The sequence below is a fragment of the Nocardia sp. bgisy134 genome (genome assembly GCF_057708325.1).
In genome coordinates this window covers 45,695-65,973 of record NZ_JBYIRW010000002.1, presented here as the reverse complement: position 1 = coordinate 65,973, position 20,279 = coordinate 45,695, and the positions used below count along the sequence as shown (strand labels likewise).

The following is a 20,279-nucleotide window of genomic DNA, read 5'->3' as shown; positions in this document are numbered from 1 at the left end:
CTGCCTGTGCCGCTGATCGGTCGGCTGTCCCCGGATCTTCCTGACGCCGACCGCTGCCCGCCGCGCGAGTGATTGGTCAATCCCCCGGCGAGCTGGCGAATTTCCAGCCAATCAACGCTTTCAGCGCAGGAGTACGCACAATGTCCACCGAAACCCGGAACACTTCCGAAGAATCAGTCATTCCCGCCGCAATCGACCGCGTCGACGTGCGCGGTCCGCGCTTCGCGGCCTGGGTCACCACCGCTGTCCTCGTCCTGGTCCTGCTCGTCGCGACCGTTTCGCCCACCGTCGCCGCGGTCCTGATCGCGCTGCAGGCGGTCGTCTTCGCGATCGGCGCGGCCGCCGGTCCGCGCAAGCACCCGTACGGCCGCATCTTCGCCACCTTCCTCGCGCCGCGCCTCGCCCCCACCAGCGAGACCGAACCGACGCCGCCGCTGCGATTCGCGCAGCTGCTCGGCTTCGTGTTCGCGGCCGTCAGCCTGCTGGGCTTCGCGCTCGGCTCCACAGTCGTCGGCGTGGTGTTCGCCGGCTTTGCCCTGTTCGCGGCGTTCCTGAACGCGGCGTTCGGGATCTGCCTGGGTTGCCAGATCTACCCGCTGGTCGCCCGCCTCCGCCGGAACAGAGTCCATGGCGGCGTCCGCGAGCCCTCCGTGGTTACGCGCGCTTCCGCCTCCGGGCCCAACGCTCCCGCCGGGGCCCCGGCATCGAACTGACCCTGCAAGTCATCTCTGAAAGGAAAACAATGGCTCGCTCCGATGTCCTGGTCTCCGTGGACTGGGCCGAAGAGAACCTCAACGCCCCCGGCGTCGTCTTCGTCGAGGTCGATGAGGACACCTCCGCCTACGATGGCGGCCACATCGAGGGCGCCGTCCGGCTCGATTGGAAGAAGGACCTGCAGGATCAGGTTCGTCGTGACTTCGTGAACCAGGAGCAGTTCTCCGATCTGCTCTCGGCGCGGGGCATCGCGAACGACGACGAGGTCGTCCTCTACGGCGGCAACAACAACTGGTTCGCCGCGTACGCGTACTGGTACTTCAAGCTGTACGGCCACAACAACGTCAAGCTGCTCGACGGCGGCCGCAAGAAGTGGGAGCTGGACGGCCGTCCGCTGTCCATCGAGGCCGTGAACCGTCCCGCCACCCAGTACAAGGCGGCGGCGCCCGACCTGACGATCCGCGCGTTCCGCGACGAGGTCATCGCGGCCATCGGCGCCAAGAACCTGGTCGACGTGCGTTCGCCTGACGAGTTCTCCGGCAAGATCCTCGCTCCCGCGCACCTGCCGCAGGAGCAGAGCCAGCGTCCCGGCCACATCCCCGGCGCGATCAACGTGCCGTGGAGCAAGGCGGCCAACGAGGACGGCACCTTCAAGTCCGACGCCGAGCTCACCGAGATCTACAAGGAAGCCGGTCTGGACGGCGAGAAGGACACCATCGCCTACTGCCGCATCGGCGAGCGTTCCTCGCACACCTGGTTCGTGCTGCAGGAGCTGCTCGGCCACCAGAACGTCAAGAACTACGACGGGAGCTGGACCGAGTACGGCTCCCTCGTCGGTGCACCGATCGAGTTGGGAGCGTAATCAACATGTGTGCAGCACCTACCCAGGGTCAGGCCATCCCCGCAGGCGTCGACGTGGAGAAGGAGACGGTCATCACCGGCCGCGTCCTGAGCACCGACGGTCAGCCGGTCGGCGGCGCGTTCGTGCGGCTGCTCGACGGCAACGGTGACTTCACCGCCGAGGTCGTCGCCTCCGGCACCGGTGACTTCCGGTTCTTCGCGGCTCCGGGCTCGTGGACCGTCCGTGCGCTGTCCTCCGCGGGCAACGGCTCGGCCGAGGTCAGCCCCGAGGGCGCGGGCATCCACGCAGTGGACGTCGCGGTCGCCAAGTAAGGCGCTCGAACCCCAACGGCCCCGGCGCTTCCCCCGCGGAAGCTCCGGGGCCGTTGCGTTGCCCGGAGCGGCGCTCGTTAGACTCCGAGACGTGGTCCTCTTCTTCGAAATTCTGCTGGTCCTGGTGTCCGTGCTGATCGGCTGGTTCGGTCTGTACGTCTTCTACCGGCTGTTCACCGAGTCATGAGCGACCTCGCGAGCGAAGGTTCCGATTCGGCCGAGCGAGCGAGTGAACAGATGAACGGCAGCGCTCCCGCCAACGGGCCGAAGCGTGGTGACGACGCGGGCGCCCGGCGCAGCGGCGACCAGGCCGTGGCCGAGGCCGCCGAGCGCGCGAAATCGACCGGCGCCCGCAACATTCCGGTACTGCCGGATCTGCCGCTGCCCGAGGACACCGCGAACCTGCGACTCGGGCCGGACCTCAGCGCGTCCATGCTCGCGCTGCTGCCCATGGTCGGCGTCTGGCGCGGCGAAGGCGAGGGCAACGACCCCGAGCGCGGGGACTACCGCTTCGGCCAGCAGATCGTCGTCTCGCACGACGGCGGCGACTACCTCTCCTGGGACGCCCGTTCCTGGATCATCGAGACAGACGGCAGCTACGGCGGGCCCGATCTGCGCGAGACCGGCTTCTGGCGGGTCGGCATCGACGGCAACGACGAGGTCATCGAACTGCTGCTGACGCACAGCTCCGGCATCGTCGAACTCTTCTACGGCACCGCGCTCACCCAGTCCTCCTGGGAGTTGGCCACCGACGTGGTCATCCGCAGTCAGTCCGGCATCGTCGTCGGCGGCGCCAAGCGCCTCTACGGCATCATCGAAGCCGGCGACCTCGCCTACGTCGAAGAACGCGTGGTAGCCGACGGCCCCCTCGAACCCCGCCTCTCCGCCCGCCTCCAGCGCTACATCGGGTAGACCGACCTCTCGCGTCTCCGGTCGCCGCCTTCGACCGGAGACGCGGTCACTCGTCCGTCATCGCAGCGAGCGCATCTTTCAGCCCCGCTCTCCGATCGCGGTCAAATCGATATCGATAGGGAACGGCACGCTGACCTTCAGCCGGTCATGGAAGATCCCTGTGGGGACATAGCGACTCGTGGCTGGATCGAGCTCGTAGACATACACCACGACGGTGCCGTCTCCTTGCTCGACCCTCCAGTAGTGCGGAATCCCCGCCTTGGCGTACTTGAACGGCTTCGTTTCGCGGTCACGCTCTTCGGAGTCCGGAGAGACCACTTCTACGGCCAAGGCCAGATCGTCTGCGAAGTAGTAGGTGTCCGGGTCCGCACGGTCCATCGCCTCGCGAGTGTCACCACGATGACGTCCGGCTCCGGCATCTGTCGCTTTCCGAGCTTGACTGCCATCTCACGGTCGGCTCGTAGCTGCGGCGGTGCTTGGAGGTCGAGTTCTCGCTGAAGGAAGTCGATTGCCTGCCGGTGCCACTTCCGCTGCGGGCTCGCGAAAACGAGACTTCCGTCGATCAGCTCGGTGTGCTTCGGGAGCCCCCGCAGACTCAGAAACTTCTCGATGGTGAAACCACCTGCGGGCGGAATCGCCCAGTCCGGGAGCGGTTCGACGGCCATCGTCGCAGCCTAGCGATTCGTCCGGGGCGATCCGGTCGGAAAGTCCGCCCCTGGAAAAGGAACGACCCCCGAGCCGTACCGGTGCGGGTTCGGTAACCTGCACGGGTCCCGGTCGGACAGGACCGGGGGCTCGGGGGTCGGGTGGCTGCCTGGTATTCGCTCAGCGGTCGCGCGGGCGGATACCACCTGCAGCGGCGGCGCTAGCGGACAGCCACCTCACGTGTCCTGGAATTACTCATTCTTCGAACCACCTCCTTCCTGTGTACTGACGAAACTATCGAAGGATCAGCAGGTCGGCAACGGAATTTCGCGCGGGGCGGAAACGGCGCCGTTGCGGGCCGGATATTCGATCGTGACCTGGGCCGATGCGTCGACGTGCACGATCGCGTCGGCCCGATGCCCGGCGGGCAGCTGATGGGTGACGACCACCACCGTCCGATCCGGATCGACCGGTCCGCCAACGGGGTCGAGCAACGCGCGCAGGAGATCCGCGCCGGCCTCTGCCTCGAGGTGTTCGGTCGGTTCGTCGAGCAACAGCACCTTGGCAGGCGCGAGCAGTGCCCGGGCGAGCAGGATGCGGCGGCGCTGTCCCCCGGAGACCGCGGCCGCGCCGCCGACCAGTTCGGTGTGCAACCCGCCGGCGAGCGAATCCAGCCAGTCGCCCAGACCGACCGCGCGCAGCGCCTGCTCCGCTTCCGCTTCGGTGATGTCGCCGCGCGCCACGCGCAGGTTCTCCAGCACGCTGGTGCCGAAGAGGTGGGCGTCCTCGGCGAAGAACGTGGTGTCGGGCCGCGGGGTGTCGAAGAGACCGGCCCAGGACATGAGCAGCGTGGTCTTGCCTGCCCCGCTCGGCCCGACGACGGCGATGCGGCGTCCCGCGGGCAGCTCGGGCAACTCGCGCGGCAGACCGGCTTCCCGGTACGGGTCGGCGGCCTCGGCGGCGGAGAGCCTGCGCAGTGCGGCTCGCGCGGTGGTGATGGCCTGCGCGGCGGCGGGCAGCGGACCGACCGCTTCGAAGGCGGAGAGCGGCAGCAGCACCAGGATGGTGAGCGCCATCGGCGTCATGGCGCCGGGCGCACCGCCGTTCGGTCCGTAGGCCACGATGCCGATGAGCAGGGCGCCCAGCACGCTCGCGCCGATGGCGAGCGGGGTCGCCGCGGCCGCCGACGCGGTGTGGGACGCGGCCTTGTCCTCGGCGGCGACCGCGCGCTTGCCCGCCTCCTTCGCGGCCGTCAGCGCCGCGTCCAGCCGCCCGGCGACGCGCAGCTCGGCCGCGTGGTCCAGCACGGTGAGCGCCTGCGCGGTGAATTCGGCACGGTCGGCGCGCACCGCGGTCTCCGCCTCGCGCGCGGCCCGCGCCGAGAGCCAGGGCGCGAGGATGCCGGAAACCCAGAGCGCCGCGGCCAGAATCACGGCGGCCGCAACGGAAATCGTGGCCAGCAACCCGATCGCGGCGAAAGCCAGGACGATCGCGACGGCGATCGGCACCAGCGCGCGCACGACCACCGCGCCGAGATCATCGATATCGCTGCCGATGCGGACGAGCAGATCGCCGCGCCGCAACCGTGCCGCGCTCTCCGGCCCCGTGTCCCCCGATGCGGTCCGCGCCCGGCGCAACCACACATCCGAGCCCGCCAGCGTGCGGTAGACGCTCGTGCGCGCGGTCGTCATCGACCGCAGCGCGACATCGTGCGTCGCAAGCCTTTCCAGGTACCGGCACAGGCCACGCGAGATGCCGAGCGCCCGCACCGAAACCACCGCGACGCTGAGGTCGAGCACCGGCGGCATCTGCCACGCCCGTGCGATCAGCCACGCGGCCAAGGCCGCCAACCCGAGTCCGCTCCCCAGCGCCAGCACGCCCCAGCCGACCGCCACCGCCACCCGCCAGGGCGACAGCGCCAGCAGATCCCACATCTTGCGGAAATCGTCACGCACGCTCTGCGTACTCATGACCGGCTCACCGCCTCGTCGCATGTCGTGGCACACAGGGGCACAGCGCAATCGGCGGCGGCCAGGACCGTGGGGCGATGACCGATGACGACGACCAAGGCGCGCGCGGTCCTCATGACCCGCTCACCGCCACATCGAGGGTCGAGGCGCGCACGGGCACAACGTAATCGCCTGCGGCCAGGACAGCAGGGCGGTGACCGACGACGACGACCGTGGCTCCGGCGCGGGCCTTGGCCTGGAGTGCGGCGAGTACCGCGGACTCGCTCGCCGCGTCGAGATGCGCGGTCGGCTCGTCCAGCAGAAGCACCGGACGGTCGGCGGCGAGCACCCTGGTCAGTGCGAGGCGCTGGCGTTGCCCCAGCGACAGACCGGTGCCGCCCGCGCCGACGACGGTGTCCCAGCGCTGCGGCAGCTCGTCCAGGACGGCGTCGAATCCGGTGGCTGCGCAGGCGGCTTCGAGGCCCGCCCCGCGATCCGCGTCGGCGGCGGCCCGCGCGCCGAGCAGTTCCAGGTTCTCCCGCAACGTGCCCGGCACCAGCACCGGCCGCTGCGGCAGCCAAGCCACCCGCGCCCACCACGACTCGGCGTCCAGCTCACGCACATCGGTTCCGTCGACGAGCACGCGCCCGCGCTCCGGTGCCACGAGCCCGAGCAGCGCGAGCAGCGCCGTCGACTTCCCGCTGCCATTGGGCCCGGTCAACACGGTCACCGCGCCAGGACGCAACACCGCGGACAGCCCCTCCGGAGCCAAGCCGTCCCGAGCCGCGACGCTCAGTTCACGAATCTCGATGCGACCGAGCGGCTTACGATCGCCTGCCGCGCCGGTGCGCGATTCCGGCTCGCATTCCCCGCCCGCACTCCGCGGGTCCGGGCTCGCAGCGCCGCCGGTAGCCGCCCAACCCTCGGCAGCATCGTCCGCCGGACGTTCGACCGCCGACCCGGGGACCGATTCCCCCCGTCGGTCACGCGCGCCGCTCGCCGCCGCCGGACGGTCGGCAATTGCTTTACCCGGCTCCAGAATCGCGAACGCCTTGTCGGCCGCCGCCATCCCGTCCTGGGCCGCGTGGAAACGCTCGCCCACCATCCGCAACGGCAGGTACACCTCGGGCGCGAGAATGAGCGCGACCAGTCCGGCGTAGAGGCTCATCCCGCCGTAGACCAGGCGCAGGCCGATGGATACCGCGATCAACGCCACGCTCAGCGTCGCGAGCAACTCCAGCACCATCGAGGACAGGAACGCGATCCGCAAAGCGCGCATCGTGCGCGAACGCAGGGCGTCGCCGAGTTCGCGCACACGGTGTTCCATGGTGCGGGCCTGCGCCGCCACCCCACGTTCGGCTGCGGAATCGAACCGTGCGGCAGCGGTGTCCGTACCCGCCTCCCGCCCCAGCGCGCGCAGCGTCGGCATCCCGGCGAACAGATCGAGCAGCTGATCCGACAACCGCGTCGTCGCCTCCAGCGTCGCCGCCGCGCGCCCCTGCGTGAGCAACCCGATCAGCACCATGAAGATCGGAATCAGCGGCAACGTGACCAGCGCGATCCCACCGGACACCGGGTCGTGCATCGCGATGACCAGCAACACGATCGGCGGCACCAGCACCGCGAGCAGCAGCGCGGGCAGGTAACCGCTCAGATACCCGCGCAACCCGGACAGACCCGTGCCGACCACCACCGCGAGTTCGGTTCTCCGGCTCTCCACTTCGCGCGGAGTCAGCCGGGCGCCCGCTGCCAGCACTTCGGTCTCGAGCTCGGCGACCACGTCCGCCCCGGCTCGGTGCGCCACCCTGGCCTGCACCCAGGTGGCCAGCACCCGCGCGCCGATCGAGCCGGCCAGCACCGCGATTTCCACCGTCCACGAACCGAATCCGCGCGCACCGGGGTCGGTGACGACGCCTGCCAGCACCCTGGCCAGCGTCACCGCGGTGACCACGATCGACACCGTGATCACCACGGACAACCCGACGCTCAGCACCAGATACCTGCGGGCCGAGCGGGCATACCGCCACAGGCGCGGGTCGACGGGTGGACGTGCCATGGCCGATCAGTCCTTCACTGGCCCCAGCGGCAGTCCGGTGTGCGCCGGAATCTGCTCCACCGTCAGGCGTTTGCGGAACACCCAGTAGGTCCACCCCTGGTAGCCGAGCACCACCGGCGTGACGATCACCGCCGCCCAGCTCATCACCTTCAGCGTGTACGGCGTCGAGGAGGCGTTGTCGATGGTGAGGTGGAACGCGTCACCGATGGTGGAGGGCAGCACATTCGGGAACAGCGAGCCGAACAGCAGCACCGTCGCGGCACCGATGGCGAAGGTCGTTCCGGTGAACGCCCACCCGTCGCGTTCGGCGAACACGGCGACGGCCGCGGCAGCCAATCCGAGCACCGCGACCCCCAACGGAATCCAGGTCCACCCGGCGCCGTAGGCCAGCTGCGTCCAGACGCCGAACCCGGCGACGACGAGCGCGGTCGGGGCGAGCAGCAGCCGCGCGAGGCGCACCGCGTCGGCCCGCACCTCGCCACCGGTCTTGAGGCCGACGAAGATCGCGCCGTGCAGCAGGAACAGCAGGCCGGTGGTCAGCGCGCCGAGCAGGGCGTACGGGCTGAACAGATCCGCCGCCGAGCCGGTGATCTGCTTGTCCGCGTCCAGCGGCACCCCGCGCACGATGTTGGCGAACACCCAGCCCCACGCGAGCGCGGGCACCCAGGACCCGATGCCGATGCCGATGTCGCAGCGGGCCCGCCAGGCGGGATCGTCGATCTTGGCGCGGTATTCGATGGCGCAGATGCGCAGGATCAGCGCGACGAGGATCAGCAGCAGCACGAAGTAGAACCCGGAGAACAGGCTGGCGTACCACTCGGGGAACGCCGCGAACATCGCGCCCGCCGCGGTGATCAGCCACACCTCGTTGCCGTCCCACACCGGGCCGATGGTGTTGAGCACCACGCGCCGCCTGGTGTCGCTGCCCTTGCCGAGGACCGGCATCAGCATGCCGACGCCGAAGTCGAAACCCTCCAGCACGAAGTAGCCGGTGAACAGGACGCCGATCAGAACGAACCAGAACTCTTGCAGACTCATCGTCGGGCTCCTCAGTACGCGAACGAAAGCTGTTCGACGGCAGGTTCTTCGGCGTGCTCACCGGGACCGCCCGTTTCGCCGGGGCCCGACGGCTTGCGCACCGGCGGCTGCTCCGGCCCGGCGATCACGTACCGCCGCATCAGGTAGAACCACACCACCGCGAGCACGCCGTAGAGCAGGGTGAACACCACCAGCGAGGCGATCACGGTGCCCGCCGCGTGGTCGGAGACGCCCTGCTGCACCGTCATTCGCAGGGCGGGGTCACCGGTCGGGTTCGGCACCACGACCCAGGGCTGGCGGCCCATTTCGGTGAACACCCAGCCCGCGCTGTTGGCGAGGAACGGCGTCGGAATGGCCAGCAGGCTCAGCCACGAGTACCAGCGCTGATCGGGCACTCTGCCGCGCCTGGTGAGCCACAGTCCGGCGAGCACCAGCAGCATCGAGCCCGCGGCGAGACCGATCATGGCGCGGAACGACCAGTAGGTGACGAAGAGGTTGGGCCGGTAGTCGCCGGGGCCGAACTTCTCGATGTAGGCCTTCTGCAGATCTTGCACGCCGTCGAGGGTGACGTCGGTGAACTCGCCCTCGGCCAGGTACGGCAGCACGTACGGCACCTCGATCACATGGGTGACGCTGTCGCAGTTGTTGTGCGTGCCGACGGTGAGCACCGAGAAATGCGGATCGGTCGCGGTGTGGCAGAGCGATTCGGCCGAGGCCATCTTCATCGGCTGCTGCTCGAACATCAGCTTGCCCTGGACGTCGCCGGTGAGCACCAGCGCGATGCCGGAGACCACGATCACCCACATGCCCGCGCGTCCGCCGGAGCGCCACATGGTGCGCGCCTCGGCGACCTTGGCCGGATCCCCGCTGCGCGCGTTGCGCACCATCCACCAGCCCGCGATGCCCGCCACGAAGGTGCCCGCGGTGAGGAACGCGCCCGCGACCACGTGGGGGAACGCCGCCAGCGTCGTGTTGTTGGTCAGCACCTCCCAGATGCTGGTGAGCTCGGCGCGCCCGCGCTCCGGGTTGTACCTCGCACCGACCGGGTGCTGCATGAACGAATTGGCGGCGACGATGAAGTAGGCGGAGGCGTTCACGCCGATCGCGACCATCCAGATCGCGCCCAGGTGAAGCAGTTTCGGCAATCGCGTCCAGCCGAAGATCCACAGGCCGATGAAGGTCGACTCGAGGAAGAAGGCGACCAGCGCCTCCAGCGCCAGCGGCGCGCCGAACACGTCGCCGACGAAGCGGGAGTACTCGCTCCAGTTCATGCCGAACTGGAATTCCTGCACGATGCCGGTGGCGACGCCGAGGGCGAAATTGATCAGGAACAATTTGCCGAAGAACTTCGTCAGCCGGTACCAATGGTCCTTGCCGGTGATCACCCACGCGGTCTGCATCCCCGCTACGAGCGGGGCGAGACCGATGGTGAGCGGGACGAATACGAAGTGGTAGACGGTCGTGATGCCGAACTGCCAACGTGAGATGTCCAGAACACTCATCCGACCCTCCAGCCTTACTACGACGTGTCGTAGTAAATGCTACGCGGCAAGGTCTGGCAATCAACGTGCGTTAGGACACGACACGCATGGGGAACCGGCGGGTGTCCGCCCCGAAGAGGCGGACGTCACCTCACCAATCGCCGATGGCGCCTGCCCGATCGATACCGCGGTCTACCAGTTCGATGATCTCCTGCGCGTTGTCCGGCGCGGACATACGCAAACCGTCCAGCGAATTCACCCGCGCGGCAAGGCTGATGCTGGAGACCAGCCAGATGCTGTCGCACGTCAGCAAATCCGCGGTGAAGAGCAGTTCGTAGCTGCACGTCCACCCGGCCTTCTGCGCCTCGCTGAACAGCGCGCGCTGGGTGACGCCGGGCAGCACACCGTTCTTCGCGGGCGGCGTGATCAGCTTCTTGTCGCGCGCGATCACCACCGTGGAGCGCGGACCCTCCAGCACCCGGTTCTCGGTGCTGGTGAAGATCACGTCGTCGGCGCCCATCCGGTGCGCGAAACGCAGTGCGGCCATGTTCGTCGCGTAGGAGAGCGTCTTGGCGCCGAGCAGCTGCCACGGCGCGGCCTGGGCCAGATCGATCGAGATGCCGCGCGGCAGCGTCACCACCGAGATGCCCTCGGTGCGCGCCTTGGCCACCCGATCGGGCACCGGCACCACCAGCACGTAGCAGGTCGGCACCGGCACCGCCGCGGCCAGATCGCCCGAGGTGACACTGGATCGCGCGCCGGATAGTTCGGAGTCCCGGCCGCGGGTCAGCACCAGGCGCATCATGCCCTCGCGCTCGCTGCCCCACTCCTTCGCGGCGGTCTCGACGGCCTCGCGCCAGCGGCCCAGCTCGGGCTCCGGTAGTTCGAGCGCCTGCGCCGAGCGCCGTAGCCTGCCGAGGTGGAATTCGAGGGCGGCCGCGGTCCCACCGCGCACCAGCACCGTTTCGAAGACGCCGTCGCCGCGCAGCACCCCGATGTCGTCGGCGAACAACAACGGCGCGTCCGCATCCTGGACGACGCCGTCGAGTGTGACAAGAACCCGATCTACCATGCGTCGAGCGTAGGCGGTATGCACTGCCCTTGCCTATGTTTGCCACGCCGCCCCGCACGCGTCCGCGAGTCATCGGCGGCTTGCCCGCGCGCCGCGTCGTTCCGGCGTCGCCGCGGCGGCCGCGAGCGGGCTCTCGGCGGACCGTGTCCGGCACTGCCACTACAGTGGAAGACGTGTCCGTGGTCGATGCACCCAGCCCCCTGCTTTCCGTTCCGGGCGCCGTCGCGGGTCCGCCCGGCGCTCCGGACGCCACCGTGGCGTGGCATTACGGCAATCCCTTCGGCGAGCAACGCGCCGCGGCGGAACGCGTCGCGGTCATCGATCGCTCGCACCGCTTCGTCCTGAGCATCACCGGAGCCGAGCGGCTGAGCTGGCTGCACACCATCTCCAGCCAGCACGTGGCCGACCTCGCCGACGGGCGGTCCGCGGAGAATCTGGATCTCGATCTCAACGGCCGCGTGCAGCACCACTTCGTGCTCACCGACCTGGACGGCACGGTCTGGGCCGACACCGAGGCCGACCATGGTCCGGCCCTGCTCGATTTCCTGCGCAAGATGGTGTTCTGGGCCGACGCCCAACCACGTGAGGCCACCGACCACGCGGTGCTGAGCCTGCTCGGACCTCGGGTGCGCGAACTGACCGCCGTGCTCGGCGTGGCCGATCTGCCCGACATCTACGCGGCCGTGCCGCTGCCCGGCGGCGGCTTCCTGCGCCGCATGCCATGGCCGACCGCCGACTCCTTCGACCTGGTGATACCCCGCGAGCGGCTGTCCGAGTGGTGGTCCAAGATCACCGAAGCGGGCGCCGAACCCGCGGGCATGTGGGCTTTCGAGGCGCTGCGGGTGGCCGCGCTGCGCCCGCGCATCGGCCTCGACACCGACGAACGCACCATCCCGCACGAGGCCCGCTGGATCGGCGGCGTCGACGAACACGGCGCCGTGCACCTGGACAAGGGCTGCTATCGCGGCCAGGAGACCGTGGCCAGGGTGCACAACCTGGGCAAGCCACCGCGCCACCTGGTCCTCCTGCACTTGGACGGTTCCGCCGACGAGCGCCCCACACCGGGCGAGGACGTCACCGCGGGCGGTCGCACCGTGGGCAGGCTCGGCACCGTCATCGACCACTACGAGCTCGGCCCGATCGCGCTTGCCCTGATCAAGCGCACGATTCCGGCCGACACCGCGCTCGTCGCCGGACCGTGCGCCGCCGCCATCGATCCCGACTCGGTCCCCGCCGACGACGAGCCGCAAGCAGGCCGTCTCGCCGTCGACCGGCTGCGCGGACGGTGATCCACCCGACCTCGCTCGACGCCGAGTCTCGCGATTCCCACCCACTCGACGAAGGGAGCGGCGCCGATGCGCAGCGATGACACCGCCCGCGTGCTTGCGGTCTGCGTGGTGCACGCCGATCTGGAAGTGCCGACCAGGGTCGGCCGCACCGCCATCGACAAGCGACCTGTCGCGGGTCGAGTCGGCGTGCGCGCCCTCGGACTCGACGGCGACCACGTCTGCGACACCAAGCACCACGGCGGCGTGCACCAAGCGGTCTACGCCTACGCCGAGCACGACGCGCAGCACTGGGCCGACGAACTCGGCAGGGAGCTGCCCGCGGGCTGGTTCGGCGAGAACCTGCGCATCAGCGGCCTCGAGGTGAGCGACGCCGTGGTCGGCGCCCGCTGGGCGATCGGCGACACCCTGCTCGAGGTGAGCGCGCCGCGGGTGCCGTGCGTGACCTTCCAGCACTGGTCCGGCGAGGCGCAGTGGGTCAAGCGCTTCACACTGCGCAGCAATACCGGCGCCTACCTGCGCGTCCTCACCGAGGGAACGATCGGCGCCGGCGATGCCGTCGAGGTGGTGCACGTCCCTGACCACGGCGTCACCGTGCGCGATGTGTTCACCGGCGCCGACGCGGATCGCCTGGCCACCCTGCTCGAGCACGAGTCGACCATCTCCGACGACATCCGGATGCAGATCGACCGGCACGCCCGCCGGTCCGCCAACGCCGCCCGCGCAGCCGAACGCCGCGGGGATCTCCCGGCGGGAGCCGCGCGATGAGTGAGCGGAGCGAGCGAATCATGTGCCAGCGTGCATCGCGCATGCCGGAGCCGAGCGTCAGCGAGGTGCAGGCATGAGTGAGCGGAGCGAGCGAATCATGTGCCAGCGTGCATCGCGCATGCCGGAGCCGAGCGTCAGCGAGGCGCGGGCATGAGTGTCGAACTGGTCGAGGTCGTCCGCTCCGGATTCCGCGAATGCGTGCACCGCGGTTCCCTGGTGATCCTCGGCGCCGACGGCGAGCCGACACATCAGCTCGGCGAAGTACACGTGCCGATCTTCCCGCGTTCGACCAACAAACCCCTGCAGGCGATCACGCTGTTGCGCAACGGTTTCGAGCCGGTCGACGACGCCGAGCTGGCCATCGCAACCGCCTCGCACTTCGGCGAACCCGACCACGTCGCTCTGGTCGAGCGGCTGCTCGCGCGGTTCGGTTTCCCCGAAAAGGCGCTGGAGTGCCCGCCCGATCTGCCCTTCGAGGAGCGGGCTCGCGCCGCCGCGCTGACCGGTGACGAACCGCGCCGGATCTACATGAATTGCTCCGGCAAGCACGCCGCCATGCTGGCGACCTGCGCGATCAACGGCTGGCCGACCGAGGGCTACCTCGACGAGGCGCACCCTTTGCAGCGGGCGGTGGTCACGAACGTCACCGAGTTCACCGGCGAACCGGAGACCGACCTGGGCATCGACGGCTGCGGCCTGCCCATTGTTCCTGTCTCGCTGATGAACCTGGCCCGCGCCTTCGCGACCATGGCCACCGGCGAGCCCGGTACCCCGCCGCGCCGGGTCGCCGACGCGATTCGCGCGAACCCGCGAGTGATTTCGGGCACGAACGCACCCGATTTGCTGGCCATGGCCGCGGCTCCCGGCCTGGTGTGCAAGATCGGCGCCGACGGTGTGCACGCGGGTGCGTTGCCCGACGGGAGGGCTTTCGCGTACAAGATCGACGACGGGCACGACCGCGCGCGGATGCCCCTGACGCTGGCGATTCTGCAACGGATGGGCGTCGAGTGGACCGAGGCGCATACCGACCTCGCGGCCCAGCCGGTGCTCGGCGGCGGCACCCGAGTCGGGGTGATCCGGACAATTCCCGGCGTACTCTAAGAGCCAGGACACACGGCGACAACCGGGCAAACGGGCTCCGTTCGGGAGTTCTTCCCCCACTCCTGGAAGCGCGACCGCCGGACACACGCTAAAGTGTCTGTCAGGAAGAGTATTAATTCGAACGGGGCCGCCAACAAACCCCAGGCCGCCCCGCAGTGACGCGAGGGGGTCAGCCATGGGCCGTGGCCGGGCTAAGGCAAAGCAGACCAAGGTCGCACGCGAGCTGAAGTACAGCTCAGCGCCGACCGACTTCGCGAGCCTTCAGCGCGAGCTCTCGGGAAGCCCCACCACCCAACAACGCAGTGGCGGTGTGCTGTCCGATGAGCATGACGCGGACGCGTCCTCATCCCGCTGGGACGAGGACGACGACTACGACGACTGGCGCCGCTGACTCGGATAAAACATGACGAAGGGGGAGGCCATCCGGGCCTCCCCCTTCGAACGTTGACACCGGGGCAGGGACATCGCCTTAGAGGCTTGCCATACAACGAGATCAGCGTCCCGCATCCGATGATGCGGGACGCTGATGTCGTGTGAGCGGGTACTACCGACCGCCGACCCGAGGACGGCGCCAGCGACCCGAGCCGGCTGCCGAAGCCACGGAGAGACGCGCGTTCTCGCGACAGCCGGCGGCTACAGTCAGAAGCGCGGGTGCTCGCCGAGCAGCACGGCGCGGGCGGCGTCGGACTCCTTGGCCTTCTTCACGGTGCCGAGGGTCCAGCATTCGATGTGCCGGGCGGTGAGCACCGCGAGGGCGCGATCGACGTCTTCCGGAGCGACCACGGCGACCATGCCGACGCCCATGTTGAACGTCTTCTCCATCTCGGCCCGCTCCACCCGGCCGCGCTGGGCGATCATCTTGAACACCGGCGCCGGATTCCAGGTGCCTCGGTCCAGCTCGGCCACCATGCCCGCCGGGATGACGCGGGCCAGGTTGGCCGCCAGTCCGCCGCCGGTGACGTGCGAGAAGGTGCGCACATCGGTCTCGGCGATCAGCGCGAGGCAATCCTTGGCGTAGATGCGGGTCGGCTCGAGCAGTTCCTCGCCGAGGGTCCGGCCGAACTCCTCGACGTGCCCGGTCAGCGACATCCGGTCGATGTCGAGCAGCACCTTGCGCGCCAGGCTGTAGCCGTTGGAGTGCAGACCCGAGGAACCCATCGCGATCACCACGTCGCCGGGACGCACCCGGTCGGGGCCGAGCACCGCGTCGGCCTCGACCACGCCGACACCGGTCGCGGACAGGTCGTAGTCGTCGGGATCCATCAGGCCGGGGTGTTCCGCGGTCTCGCCGCCGAGCAGCGCGCAGCCCGCCCGCACGCAGCCCTCGGCGATGCCGGACACCAGCTCGGCGACCTTCTCCGGGACGACCTTGCCGATGGCGATGTAGTCCTGGAGGAACAGCGGCTCCGCGCCGCAGACGACGAGGTCGTCGACGACCATCGCGACCAGGTCGAGGCCGACGGTGTCGTGCTTGTCCAACGCCTGCGCGACCGCGATCTTGGTGCCGACGCCGTCGGTGGAGGCAGCGAGCAGGGGCTCGCGGTAGCCGCCCTTGAGCGCGAACAACCCGGCGAAGCCGCCGAGCCCACCCTGGACCTCGGGTCGGGTGGCCTTCTTCGCCAATGGCCCGAACAACTCGACTGCGCGGTCACCGGCCTCGATGTCCACGCCTGCCGCGGCGTACGAGGCACCACCAGTGGGGGTCTGTTCAGTCATTTTCGGGGAAAGCTCCAAACCGAATCGGCGGATAGATGCCTGCTCACGCTAGCTCATCCGCCTCTCCGCGTTTCTTGCCGGTCGTAAGTGCCGCGAGACTGTGACGCCGGGCCGACGGTTGGTCGAGTGGCCGAGTTCTGGGCGTGCCCGAGGAGTTACCCGGATCCTTGCGAGATCAGTTGTCGCGTTTTCGTTGCTGTTCACCGCTGATCATTGTGCCCGGTCTTCGGGAAAAAGGGGGGTGTGTTGGGCACGGATCGGCGTCAGGTGGCCGACTCGACAGGGCCCGCGGCGAACCGTGCGTCCGAGATAGGTCCGATGACGGGCAGTCCGTCCCATCGGGTCGGGGCGAGCAGCCTGTCGGGGGCGCGTCCTGAGAGTCCGACGGGCGCGCCATCGGGGTGGCGCGGTTCAGTCCGGCGGCCCCTGGGCGAACAGCGCGGCGGTCTCGGCCCTGCGTCGGCGTTGCTCGACCGGATCGGGCACCGGAACGGCGGCGACCAACCGCCGGGTGTACTCCTGCCGCGGGGATCGCAGGATCGCGTCCCGGTCGCCCTGTTCGACCACCGCACCGTCGCGCAGCACCACGATGCGGTCGGCGAGCTGGTCGACCACGGCCAGATCGTGACTGATGAACAGGCATGCCCACCCGCACTCGCGCTGGAGCTGGGCGAAGAGCTCCAGCACCGCGGCCTGCACCGAGACGTCCAGCGCGCTCGTCGGTTCGTCGGCGACGAGCAGGTCGGGGTCGAGCGCCAGCGCACGCGCCAGGCTGGCCCGCTGACGCTGGCCGCCGGACAGTTCGTGCGGGTAGCGCCGTTCCACGCCCGCGGGCAGGCGCACGTCGTCGAGCAGCGTGCGCACTCTGGCGCGGATCACCGCCGAGGTGCCGATCTTGTGCACGATCATCGGTTCGGCGACGCAATCGCCCACGGTCATCCGGGGATTCAGCGAACTGGCCGGATCCTGGAACACGAAACCGAACCGCCGCCGAATCGGGCGCAGCCGCCGCTGCGAGAGGCCGGCGATGTCCTGGCCCCGCACCCGCACCACTCCCGACGTGGGCCGCTGCAATGCCGCGACGCACCGGCCGATGGTGGACTTACCGGAACCCGACTCCCCCACCAGGCCCAACGTCTCCCCGGCGGCGATGGACAGATTCACCCCGTCCACCGCCCGGAATCGCGGACGACCGAAGGGGCCTGGGAACTCCACCACCAGATCGGAGACCTCGAGCACCGGCAGGTTTGCACCGGCGCTGGTTGCCCCGGCCCCGGCACCCGCGCCGTGCCCTGCGTCCGCGACCGCTTCCGACGAATGCCGTTCCGTACCGACCTGCGTATCGGTACTTTTCACCCGCCGCGCGCCCAAATGCGGCACCGCCGCGAGCAACGCGCGGGTGTAGTCCGCCTTCGGCTCGGCGAACAGTTCGTGCACCGAAGCCTGTTCCACGACCCGTCCCTCGCGCATCACCACCACCCGGTCCGCGAGATCCGCCACCACGCCCATGTTGTGCGTGATGAGGACGATCGCGCTGCCGATGCGGTCGCGCAGATCGCGCAGCAGGTTCAGGATCTCGGCCTGCACGGTGACGTCGAGCGCCGTGGTCGGCTCGTCGGCGATGATCACCTTGGGCTCGCAGGCGATGGCGATGGCGATCACCACGCGCTGCTTCTGCCCGCCGGAGAGTTGGTGCGGGTAGTAGTCGACGCGGTGCTCGGGATCGGGCAGACCGACCAGCCGCAGCAACTCCACGGCCCGCGCCTTGGCCGCCTTCCGCGACAGCTCGGTGTGCGCCCGCAGCGCCTCGGCGATCTGGAAGCCCACCGTGAACAGCGGGTCCAGCGCCAACCCCGGCTCCTGGAACACCATGGCGATCGCCCCGCCGCGCAGCGCGGTGAGCTGGCGTTCGGACATCGCGGTGACCTGCTGCGCGCCGAGGGTCACCAGTCCGCGCACGTGCGCGGTCGACGGCAGCAGTCCCATGGCGGTGCGCGAGCTCACCGACTTGCCCGACCCCGACTCCCCCACGATGGCGAGCACCTCGCCGGGGAACACTTCGTAGGACACGTCGGTCACCGCGTGCACCGGACCCGCGTCGGTGGCGAAGGTGACCGACAGCGCCTCGATGGACAGCGCGGGTCGCCGCTCCTCGGTCACGTCAGGCATGGCCGCCCTCCCGTCTGTTCGAATCATCTATCACAGCAACGGATTCCGCGCCGCCGTCCGAGATCGCCGCAGCCGGACCGTCATCGTCCGCCGCGGGTTCGCCTCCACCGTCCGGCTTCGTCCGACCGCCTGCACCGGTCGACCGCTCGGCACCGGCGCCGTCCTCCTCGACCGGCATCTCCGGTTCTCCGGTCGCGCCGATCACCACGTCGCTGCCCACCGCCACCGGCACGGCGGTACGCCGGGTGCGCAACAGTGGGTTGAGCACCTCGTTGAGGCTCTCGCCGACGAGCGTCATCCCGAGCACGACCAGCACGATGGCGGTGCCGGGAAACACCGCCGTCCACCAGATCCCGTTGGACACCGCGGCCAGCGACTTGTTCAGGTCGAATCCCCACTCCGCGGCCTGGGTGGACTCGATGCCGAAGCCGAGGAAGCCGAGCCCGGCCAGCGTCAGGATGGCCTCGGCCCCGTTGAGGGTGACGATCACCGGCAGCGACTGGGTGACGTTGGCGAGGATGTGCCGGAACAGAATCCGCGCCGTCGACGCGCCGGTGACCCGCGCGGCGTCCACATAAGGCTCCTGCTTCACCGCCACGGTCGCGTTGCGCACCACCCGGAAGTACTGCGGCACGAAGATGGTCGTGATCGCCACGGCCGCGGAGAGCACGCCGCCGAACCCGCTGGACTCCCCGCCCGACACCACGATGGACACCACGATCGCCAGCAGCAGCGTCGGGAACGCGTACAGCGCGTCCATGACGGTCACCAGCACCCGGTCCACCCAGCGCCCCACGTACCCGGACACCAGGCCCAGCGGCACACCGACGAACAGCGAGAGCACGAGCGACACCACGATCACCCACAGCGCCGTCCGCGCGCCGTAGAGCACCCTGGAGTACACGTCCTCCTGCGCGACGGTGGTACCGAACCAGTGCTGCGCCGAAGGCGGCTGGTACTGGCCGAAACTCACGCCGTCCTGGGCGGTCTGCGCCAACCCGTATGGCGCGAGCAGCGGCGCGAAGACCGCGACGAAGAGGAATCCCGCGATCGACACCAGGCCCATGATCAGCGTGACGCGCTGCATGCCCGCGGTCATCGAGAACAATCGAAGGCCGGGCAGACCCCGCCGCCCCGGCGGGAGCGCGGCGACCGGTTCGGTCACCAGTTCCGGAGCGGTCATCAGAACCTCACCCTCGGATCGATCAGCGCGACAAGGGCATCCACCACGAAGCTCATCACGGCGACGACCAGCGCGATGAACGCGACGATGCCCTGCACCGCCATGAAGTCGCGAGCCTTGAGGTACTCGGCGAGCTCGAAGCCGAGTCCCTTCCATTCGAAGGTCATCTCGGTGAGCACCGCGCCGCCGAGCATCATGGCGATGTACATGCCCATCACCGTGACGATCGGGATCATGGCGTTGCGCACGGCATGCCGGCCGGTGACCACCCGGGCGGACAGGCCGCGGGCCCGTGCCGCGTCCACGTAGTCGCTGCGCAGGGTCTGGATCAAGTTGATCCGCACCAGCCGCAGGAACACGCCCGCGGTCAGCAAGCCGAGCGCGATGGCGGGCAGCACGGCGTGTTTCAGCACGTCGATCAGATAGGCGTTGTCGCCGTAGAGGATCGCGTCGACCACCATGATGTTGGTCTTCGGCGAGACGTGCTGCAGCCGCAATTCCACGTCGGCGCTGGCCCGTCCGGAGACCGGCAGCCAGCCGAGCCGTACCGCGAACAACAGCTTGAGCAGCAGCCCGACGAAGAACACCGGCGCCGCGTAGGCCAGGATCGCGAACAGCCGCAGGGTGGCGTCGCGCGCCGAATCCCGGTGTGTCGCGGCGTATCTACCGAGCGGGACGCCGATCGCGAAGGCGACGAGCAGCGCCCAGCAGACCAGCTCGAGTGTCGCCGCGCCGCGGGTGGCGATGATGTCGGCGACCATCCGGTGGTCCTGGGTCTGCCCGAAATCACCGCGAGCCAGGCCGGACAGATACTCCCAGTACTGCACCAGGATCGGCCGGTTCAGGCCCGCCGCCGCCCGCCGCTGCTCGATCTGGTCCGGCGGGAGCCGCCCGCCCAGCGATGCCTCGATGGGATCGCCGATCACCCGCATCAGGAAGAACACCGCGGTCACCAGGATCCAGGCCGTCACCGGGATCAGCAGCAACCGCACTCCCAGGTACCTGGCCAGGGCGAG

At 69.4% G+C, this 20,279-nt stretch carries 17 protein-coding genes and 2 pseudogenes; 8 read left to right on the top strand and 11 right to left on the bottom strand.

Going from position 1 to position 20,279, the window contains the following annotated elements; all coding sequences use genetic code 11:
- Window positions 1-140 precede the first annotated feature (140 nt).
- The 4 genes and pseudogenes from AC3ERS_RS04310 to AC3ERS_RS04295 form a co-directional block, all read left to right on the top strand.
- A pseudogene (locus AC3ERS_RS04310) lies at window positions 141-614 on the top strand (DUF4395 domain-containing protein); the annotation flags it as partial.
- A gap of 128 nt (window positions 615-742) precedes the next feature.
- A complete protein-coding gene (locus tag AC3ERS_RS04305; RefSeq protein WP_431963717.1) occupies window positions 743-1,576 on the top strand; it encodes a sulfurtransferase in 834 nt (277 codons plus the stop codon).
- A gap of 5 nt (window positions 1,577-1,581) precedes the next feature.
- Entirely contained in the window at window positions 1,582-1,887 is a 306-nt protein-coding gene (locus AC3ERS_RS04300) for a DUF1416 domain-containing protein (RefSeq protein ID WP_431963715.1), read from the top strand.
- A 183-nt stretch (window positions 1,888-2,070) separates the two neighbouring features.
- Window positions 2,071-2,799: a heme-binding beta-barrel domain-containing protein gene (locus AC3ERS_RS04295; RefSeq protein WP_431963713.1), complete on the top strand. Its 729-nt coding sequence runs from the start codon at window positions 2,071-2,073 to the stop codon at window positions 2,797-2,799.
- Window positions 2,800-2,877: 78 nt separating this feature from the next.
- Here the strand turns inward: AC3ERS_RS04295 and AC3ERS_RS04290 are convergent, their stop codons facing one another.
- From AC3ERS_RS04290 to AC3ERS_RS04260, 7 genes are all read right to left on the bottom strand, one after another.
- Entirely contained in the window at window positions 2,878-3,177 is a 300-nt protein-coding gene (locus tag AC3ERS_RS04290) for a Uma2 family endonuclease (RefSeq protein ID WP_431963711.1), read from the bottom strand.
- Window positions 3,120-3,464 carry a Uma2 family endonuclease gene (locus AC3ERS_RS04285; protein ID WP_431963709.1) on the bottom strand — a complete coding sequence of 115 codons (345 nt, stop codon included), beginning with the start codon at window positions 3,462-3,464 and terminating at the stop codon, window positions 3,120-3,122. Before AC3ERS_RS04285 ends, AC3ERS_RS04290 begins: the two co-directional genes overlap by 58 nt.
- A gap of 285 nt (window positions 3,465-3,749) precedes the next feature.
- A complete protein-coding gene (locus AC3ERS_RS04280) occupies window positions 3,750-5,414 on the bottom strand; it encodes an ATP-binding cassette domain-containing protein (protein ID WP_431963707.1) in 1,665 nt (554 codons plus the stop codon).
- Between the two features lie 112 nt (window positions 5,415-5,526).
- A complete protein-coding gene (locus AC3ERS_RS04275) occupies window positions 5,527-7,449 on the bottom strand; it encodes an ABC transporter ATP-binding protein/permease (RefSeq protein WP_431963705.1) in 1,923 nt (640 codons plus the stop codon).
- A 6-nt stretch (window positions 7,450-7,455) separates the two neighbouring features.
- Window positions 7,456-8,487 carry a cytochrome d ubiquinol oxidase subunit II gene (gene cydB / locus AC3ERS_RS04270; RefSeq protein WP_431963703.1) on the bottom strand — a complete coding sequence of 344 codons (1,032 nt, stop codon included), beginning with the start codon at window positions 8,485-8,487 and terminating at the stop codon, window positions 7,456-7,458.
- Window positions 8,488-8,498: 11 nt separating this feature from the next.
- Window positions 8,499-9,989, bottom strand: coding sequence for a cytochrome ubiquinol oxidase subunit I (locus AC3ERS_RS04265; RefSeq protein WP_431963701.1), 1,491 nt, complete (start codon window positions 9,987-9,989; stop codon window positions 8,499-8,501).
- Between the two features lie 130 nt (window positions 9,990-10,119).
- Entirely contained in the window at window positions 10,120-11,040 is a 921-nt protein-coding gene (locus AC3ERS_RS04260) for an aminodeoxychorismate lyase (RefSeq protein ID WP_431963699.1), read from the bottom strand.
- 173 nt (window positions 11,041-11,213) lie between these two features.
- Between AC3ERS_RS04260 and ygfZ the strand changes: the two genes are divergently transcribed.
- The 4 genes from ygfZ to AC3ERS_RS04240 all read left to right on the top strand — a co-directional run bounded on the left by ygfZ (window position 11,214) and on the right by AC3ERS_RS04240 (window position 14,586).
- Window positions 11,214-12,329, top strand: coding sequence for a CAF17-like 4Fe-4S cluster assembly/insertion protein YgfZ (ygfZ, locus tag AC3ERS_RS04255; RefSeq protein WP_431963697.1), 1,116 nt, complete (start codon window positions 11,214-11,216; stop codon window positions 12,327-12,329).
- Between the two features lie 66 nt (window positions 12,330-12,395).
- On the top strand, window positions 12,396-13,094 hold the full coding sequence (locus tag AC3ERS_RS04250; protein WP_431963695.1) for an MOSC domain-containing protein: 699 nt from the start codon (window positions 12,396-12,398) through the stop codon (window positions 13,092-13,094).
- A gap of 150 nt (window positions 13,095-13,244) precedes the next feature.
- Window positions 13,245-14,195 (top strand): asparaginase, encoded by a 951-nt coding sequence (locus AC3ERS_RS04245; protein WP_431963693.1) that lies wholly within the window; start codon window positions 13,245-13,247, stop codon window positions 14,193-14,195.
- Window positions 14,196-14,370: 175 nt separating this feature from the next.
- The gene (locus tag AC3ERS_RS04240) at window positions 14,371-14,586 is read left to right on the top strand and encodes a DUF3073 domain-containing protein (RefSeq protein ID WP_431963691.1); all 216 of its coding nucleotides are present in this window, start codon (window positions 14,371-14,373) and stop codon (window positions 14,584-14,586) included.
- Window positions 14,587-14,834: 248 nt separating this feature from the next.
- Here AC3ERS_RS04240 and purM read toward each other — a convergent pair whose 3' ends face one another.
- The 4 genes and pseudogenes from purM to AC3ERS_RS04220 form a co-directional block, all read right to left on the bottom strand.
- On the bottom strand, window positions 14,835-15,911 hold the full coding sequence (purM, locus tag AC3ERS_RS04235) for a phosphoribosylformylglycinamidine cyclo-ligase (protein ID WP_431963689.1): 1,077 nt from the start codon (window positions 15,909-15,911) through the stop codon (window positions 14,835-14,837).
- 411 nt (window positions 15,912-16,322) lie between these two features.
- The gene (locus AC3ERS_RS04230; RefSeq protein ID WP_431963687.1) at window positions 16,323-18,080 is read right to left on the bottom strand and encodes an ABC transporter ATP-binding protein; all 1,758 of its coding nucleotides are present in this window, start codon (window positions 18,078-18,080) and stop codon (window positions 16,323-16,325) included.
- 238 nt (window positions 18,081-18,318) lie between these two features.
- Window positions 18,319-19,263, bottom strand: a pseudogene (locus tag AC3ERS_RS04225) (ABC transporter permease); the annotation flags it as partial.
- Window positions 19,263-20,273: an ABC transporter permease gene (locus AC3ERS_RS04220; RefSeq protein ID WP_431964511.1), complete on the bottom strand. Its 1,011-nt coding sequence runs from the start codon at window positions 20,271-20,273 to the stop codon at window positions 19,263-19,265. The pseudogene AC3ERS_RS04225 and the gene AC3ERS_RS04220, both read right to left, overlap by 1 nt.
- Window positions 20,274-20,279: the final 6 nt, after the last annotated feature.